General features: G+C 69.3%; 5 protein-coding genes. All 5 read left to right on the top strand.

All coding sequences use genetic code 11. The features are described 5' to 3' along the window. The first annotated feature begins 41 nt into the window (after positions 1 to 41). A complete protein-coding gene (locus ACKOQ4_RS14575) occupies positions 42 to 833 on the top strand; it encodes an MlaE family ABC transporter permease (protein ID WP_526293058.1) in 792 nt (263 codons plus the stop codon). Beyond that, a complete protein-coding gene (locus tag ACKOQ4_RS14570) occupies positions 830 to 1,678 on the top strand; it encodes an MlaE family ABC transporter permease (protein ID WP_526293056.1) in 849 nt (282 codons plus the stop codon). The genes ACKOQ4_RS14575 and ACKOQ4_RS14570 overlap by 4 nt, the downstream gene beginning before the upstream one ends. Then, positions 1,675 to 2,982, top strand: coding sequence for an MCE family protein (locus tag ACKOQ4_RS14565; RefSeq protein ID WP_526293054.1), 1,308 nt, complete (start codon positions 1,675 to 1,677; stop codon positions 2,980 to 2,982). The genes ACKOQ4_RS14570 and ACKOQ4_RS14565 overlap by 4 nt, the downstream gene beginning before the upstream one ends. After that, on the top strand, positions 2,979 to 4,007 hold the full coding sequence (locus ACKOQ4_RS14560) for an MCE family protein (RefSeq protein ID WP_526293052.1): 1,029 nt from the start codon (positions 2,979 to 2,981) through the stop codon (positions 4,005 to 4,007). The genes ACKOQ4_RS14565 and ACKOQ4_RS14560 overlap by 4 nt, the downstream gene beginning before the upstream one ends. 11 nt (positions 4,008 to 4,018) lie before the next feature. Further along, positions 4,019 to 5,267: MCE family protein (locus ACKOQ4_RS14555; RefSeq protein ID WP_526293060.1), on the top strand; the 1,249-nt coding region annotated here is incomplete at its 3' end.

Below are 5,267 nucleotides of genomic sequence, written 5' to 3'. Positions count from 1 at the left end.
TCCGGACCGCACCGCCCCCGGGCCTCTCATAGCGTTCCCTCATGCCACCACCACACCGGGCCGCCGCCGACACCTGGCCGGCCTGGGCCAAGCCCGCCGTGGCGGTCGGCGATTTCGTGGTGCTCGCCGGAGAGACCTTCGCAGCGGCGTTCCGGCGGCCGTTCGCGTGGCGTGAGCTGCTCGACCAGATCTGGTTCGTGGCGCGGGTGTCGATCGTCCCCACGGTCATGCTCTCGATGCCCTACACCGTGCTGATCGTGTTCACCCTCAACGTGGTGCTGCTCGAGGTCGGCGCCGGCGACCTGTCCGGCGCCGGCGCTGCACTGGCATCGGTGACGCAGGTGGGGCCGGTGGTGACCGCGATCGTCGTCTCCGGCGCCGGCGCGACCGCGATGTGCGCCGACCTCGGCGCGCGAACCATCCGGGAGGAGATCGACGCCATGACCGTGATCGGGGTCAACCCGATCCAGGCACTGGTGGTGCCGCGGGTGATCGCCGCGACATTCGTCGCCGTCATGCTCTATTCGGTGGTCGCTGTCGTGGGTTTGACCGGCAGCTATGCGTTCGTGGTGTTCGTCCAGCACGTGACACCCGGTGCGTTCGTCTCCGGGATGACTCTTCTCACCGGCCTGCCCCAGGTGATCGTGTCGCTGGTCAAGGCACTGCTGTTCGGCCTGTCGGCGGGCCTGATCGCCTGCTACAAGGGCCTCTCGGTGGGCGGCGGCCCGACAGCCGTCGGCAACGCCGTGAACGAGACAGTGGTGTTCGCCTTCATGGCGCTGTTCCTGATCAACATCCTCGCCACCGCGTTCGGCGTGAAAGTCGCTCCATGACAGCCGAACTGGACGGTGCGCTCGAAGAGGTCGTGACCGTGCCCCGGGTGGTGGCCGCCACCCGCCGGATCGGGGAGCAGACCGCCTTCTGCGGGTCCGCACTCGCCTCGACCGCGGAGGCGGTGCGCCGCTATCCCGCCGAGGTGCTGCGGCTCATCGCCGTCATGGGCATGGGCACCGGAGCGCTGGCGGTCATCGGGGGAACCGTGGTCATCATCGGCTTCCTGACCCTGTCCACCGGCGCCCTGATCGCCGTACAGGGCTACAACACCCTGTCCAACGTCGGCATCGAGGCGCTCACCGGCTTCCTGTCGGCGTTCCTCAATGTCCGGTTCATCGCACCGGCCACCGCCGGGGTCGCTCTCGCCGCCACCATCGGTGCCGGCGCCACCGCCCAGATCGGCGCCATGCGTATCAACGAGGAGATCGACGCGCTGGAGGTGATGGGTATCCGGACCATCACCTACCTGGCGTCCACCCGCATCGTGGCGGGCGTGCTGGTGGTGATCCCGCTCTACACGGTCGCGGTGCTGATGTCCTTCCTGGCGACGCGGTTCGGCACGACGATCGTCTACGGACAGTCCCGCGGGGTCTACGACCACTACTTCTCGACCTTCCTGCAGCCCAGCGACCTGATGTGGTCGTTCATCGCGGCGCTGTCTATGGCGGCCGCGGTGATGGCGGTGCACACCTACTACGGGTTCACCGCGACCGGCGGCCCGGCCGGCGTCGGCGAGGCGGTGGGCCGTGCCGTGCGCACCTCGGTGACCGCGACGGTGTTCGTCCTGCTGACCATCACACTGGCCGTATACGGCCAGTCCGGCAACTTCCACCTGTCCGGATGACCGCCCGCAATTCGGTGCGGCGCGAGCGCATCGACCCGATCTGGTGGGCGCCGGTGCTGTTCATCGTCATCGCCGCGGTCGTGGCGGTGACCGCGCTGCTGTTCACGGGCGCGCTGCGCAAGGACGTCCCGGTCACCGTGGTCTCCGACCGTGCCGGACTGGTCATGGAACCGGGCGCCAAGGTGAAACTCCGCGGCGTGCAGATCGGCCGGGTCGGCTCGATCGGCGCCGGCGCCGACAACGGCTCCACGCTCAACCTGCGGATCGACCAGCGGCCGTTCGGCTACCTGCCCGGCAATGTGCAGGCCGAGATCAAGTCGAGCACCGCGTTCGGCGCCAAGTACGTCGACCTCGTGGTTCCCGCACAGGGCGCCAGCCCGGCGAGGCTGAGACCCGGAGCGGTACTGCAGTCGCGCAATGTCACCGTCGAAGTCAATACGGTCTTTGAGAACCTGCAGTCGGTGGTGACGGCCATCGACCCCGCCAAGCTCAACGCGGTGCTGTCGGCACTGGCCGACGCACTGCGCGGCAAGGGCGAAATCATCGGCCAGGCCATCACCGCCTCCAACGACGTGCTGCTCGCCGTCAACCCGCGGATGGGAACGGTCAAACGCGACTGGCAGCTGTTCGGTCAGACCATGGGCGCGTATTCGGCTGCCGCCCAGGACATTCTGACGATCCTCGATTCCTTCACCACCACCTCGGCCACCATCAGCGGGCAGGCGCAGGCGCTGGACGACGTACTGCTCTCGGCGATCGGATTCGCCCGCTCCGGCGTGACGGTCCTGGGCCCCAACCAGGACGGGATCGTCCGGTCGCTGAACCTGTTCGAGTCGACCACCGCGCTGCTGGACACCTACTCGCCGACCTACACCTGCCTGTTCCAGGGAGCGCAGTGGTTCCTGGAGAACGGCGGCCGGGATGCCATGGGCGGCAACGGCAAATCGGTCATCATGGACTCCGCGCTGCTGTTCGGGGACGACCCCTACCGATTCCCCGACAACCTGCCCAAGGTGAACGCCCGGGGCGGTCCCGGCGGCAAGCCGAGCTGCGGTTCGCTGCCCGACCCGCTGCAGCAGTTTCCGGTCAAGTACCTCGTCACCGACACCGGTTTCGGCACGGGACTGGACGTACGGCCCAACCCCGGGATCGGCTTCCCGGGCTGGGCGGACTACTTCCCGGTCACCCGCGCCGTCCCCGAGCCGCCGAGCATCCGCTACCCCGGCGGCCCCGCGCCCGGCCCGCTGCCGGGGCCTGCGCCGGTACCGCAGGACCCCGAACCGGCGCCGGCGGGCCAGCCGTGAGGCGCCGTACCATCCGCAACGCCGTGCGGGTGGCGCTGTTCAGCGCCATGTGTCTGGTGTTCATGTTCGTCCTGGTGACGGTCTTCGGCCAGTTCCGGTTCGACTCCCGGGCCACCTACCGCGCCGTGTTCACCAACATCTCCGGACTCAAGGGCGGCAACTTCGTCCGGGTGGCCGGCGTGGAGGTCGGCAAGGTCAGCGGCCTCACCCTCAACCGGGACGGCAGCGTCGTCGTCGACTTCACCGTCGACCGCTCGCTGCCGCTGACCGAGGGCACCAGGGCCGCGGTCCGCTACGAGAACCTGGTCGGCGACCGCTATCTCGCACTCGAGGACGGCCCGGGAGCGCTGTCCCGGCTGGCGCCGGGCGCGACGATCCCGTTGTCGCGCACCGCCCCCGCCCTCGACGTCGACGAGCTCATCGGCGGGTTCCGGCCTCTGTTCCGGGCGCTGGACCCCGACCAGGTCAACGCCCTGAGCGGCGAGTTGCTCAAGGTCTTCCAGGGCCAGGGCGCGACGGTGTCGTCGGTGCTGGCCCAGACCGCCGCGCTGACCACGACACTGGCCGGACGCGACTCCCTCATCGGCGAGGTGATCTCCAACCTCAACACCGTGCTGGCGACGTTCGCCGACCGGGATGCCGAGTTCGGCTCCGGGCTGGACACCCTCTCGCAACTGGTCAGGGAACTCGCCGACCGGCGGGGCGACATCGCCAACGGCACCGCCTACATCAGCAACGCAGCCGGGTCGGTCGCCGACCTGCTCACCGCGGCGCGCCAGCCGCTCGCCGAGACGGTGGCGCAGACCGACCGCGCAGCCGGACAGGTGATGGCCGACCGCGACTACGTCGACGAGCTGGTGCGGACCCTGCCCGAGGCCTACCAGATCCTGGCCCGGCAGGGTCTCTACGGCGACTACTTCGGTTTCTATCTGTGTGACGCGATCCTCAAGCTCAACGGCAAGGGAGGCCAGCCCGTCTTCGTCAAGGTCGCCGGCCAGGACTCGGGACGGTGCACACCGAAATGAGACGAATCACGATCAAACCGCTGGCCGAACGCAACCGGGTGGCCGTAGGCGTCGTCGGAATCCTGCTCGTCGTCGGCCTGGTGGTCGCCACGTTCTCTTACGACAAGCTGCCGCTTCTCAAGGGGACGTCGGACTACGCCGCCTACTTCTCCGAAGCCGGCGGCATCAAGCCCGGCAGCGAGGTCCGGGTCTCCGGCATGGAAGTGGGCCGGGTGTCCGGCATCGACCTAGACGGCACCAGGGTGCGGGTCGGGTTCACCGTGCGCAACGGTGTCGAGCTCGGCGAGCGCACCGAGGCCGCGATCCGCACCGAGACGGTGCTGGGCACCAAGATGCTGGAGCTGACCCCCCTCGGGGACGGGCGGCTGTCCGGTCCGATCCCGCTGGAGCGAACCCGCTCGCCGTACGACCTGCCCTCGGCGCTCGGCGACCTGACCACCGCCATCAGCGGCCTGGACACCAGCCAGCTCTCGCGGGCACTGACCACGCTGTCAAAGACGTTCGCCGATACCCCGGCCAACCTGAAAACGGCGCTGCAGGGGGTCGCCGCCTTCTCCGACACCCTCAACACCCGCGACGCCGCCCTGCGCAACCTGCTGGCCGACGCCAACAAAGTCACCGGTGTACTGGCCAAACGGAGCGACCAGATCGCAGCGCTGGTCGCCAACACCAACGCGTTGCTGACAGAGCTTGTCCGGCAACGCGATTCAATCGACACGCTGATGTCAGACCTCGGCCGGGCAGCCGAACAGATCACGGCTCTGGTGGCCGAGAACCGAACCCGGCTGAAGCCCGCCGTCGACAAGCTCAACGGGGTGCTGAGCATCCTGGACAACCGCAAACGGGAGTTGCAGCGCACGCTGTGGCTGCTGCGCCGGTACGCGATGTCCTTCGGCGAGGTGCTCGGCTCCGGACCCTTCTTCAAAGCCTCGGTGGTCAACCTCGTCCCCGGTCAGTTCAGCCAGCCGTTCATCGACGCCGCATTCTCCGACCTCGGCCTGGACCCCAGCGTCCTGACGCCGTCACAGCTGGTCGACCCTCCCACCGGCCAGCCCGGCACGCCTGCGCTGCCGTCGCCGTACCCGCGGACCGGGCAGGGCGGCGAACCGCACCTGACGCTGCCCGACGCCATCACCGGCAAGCCCGGCGACCCGCGGTATCCCTATCGCGAGCCCGCGCCCGCGCCGCCGCCCGGCGGCCCGCCGCCGGGACCGCCCGCGCCGGCCGCGCCCGGCTTCGCCTCCACCCCCGGCCCAACCC

Origin of the sequence: Mycobacterium sp. (assembly GCF_046095365.1) — a bacterium.
Lineage (GTDB): Bacteria > Actinomycetota > Actinomycetes > Mycobacteriales > Mycobacteriaceae > Mycobacterium.
This window is presented reverse-complemented; position numbering and strand designations above follow the sequence as displayed.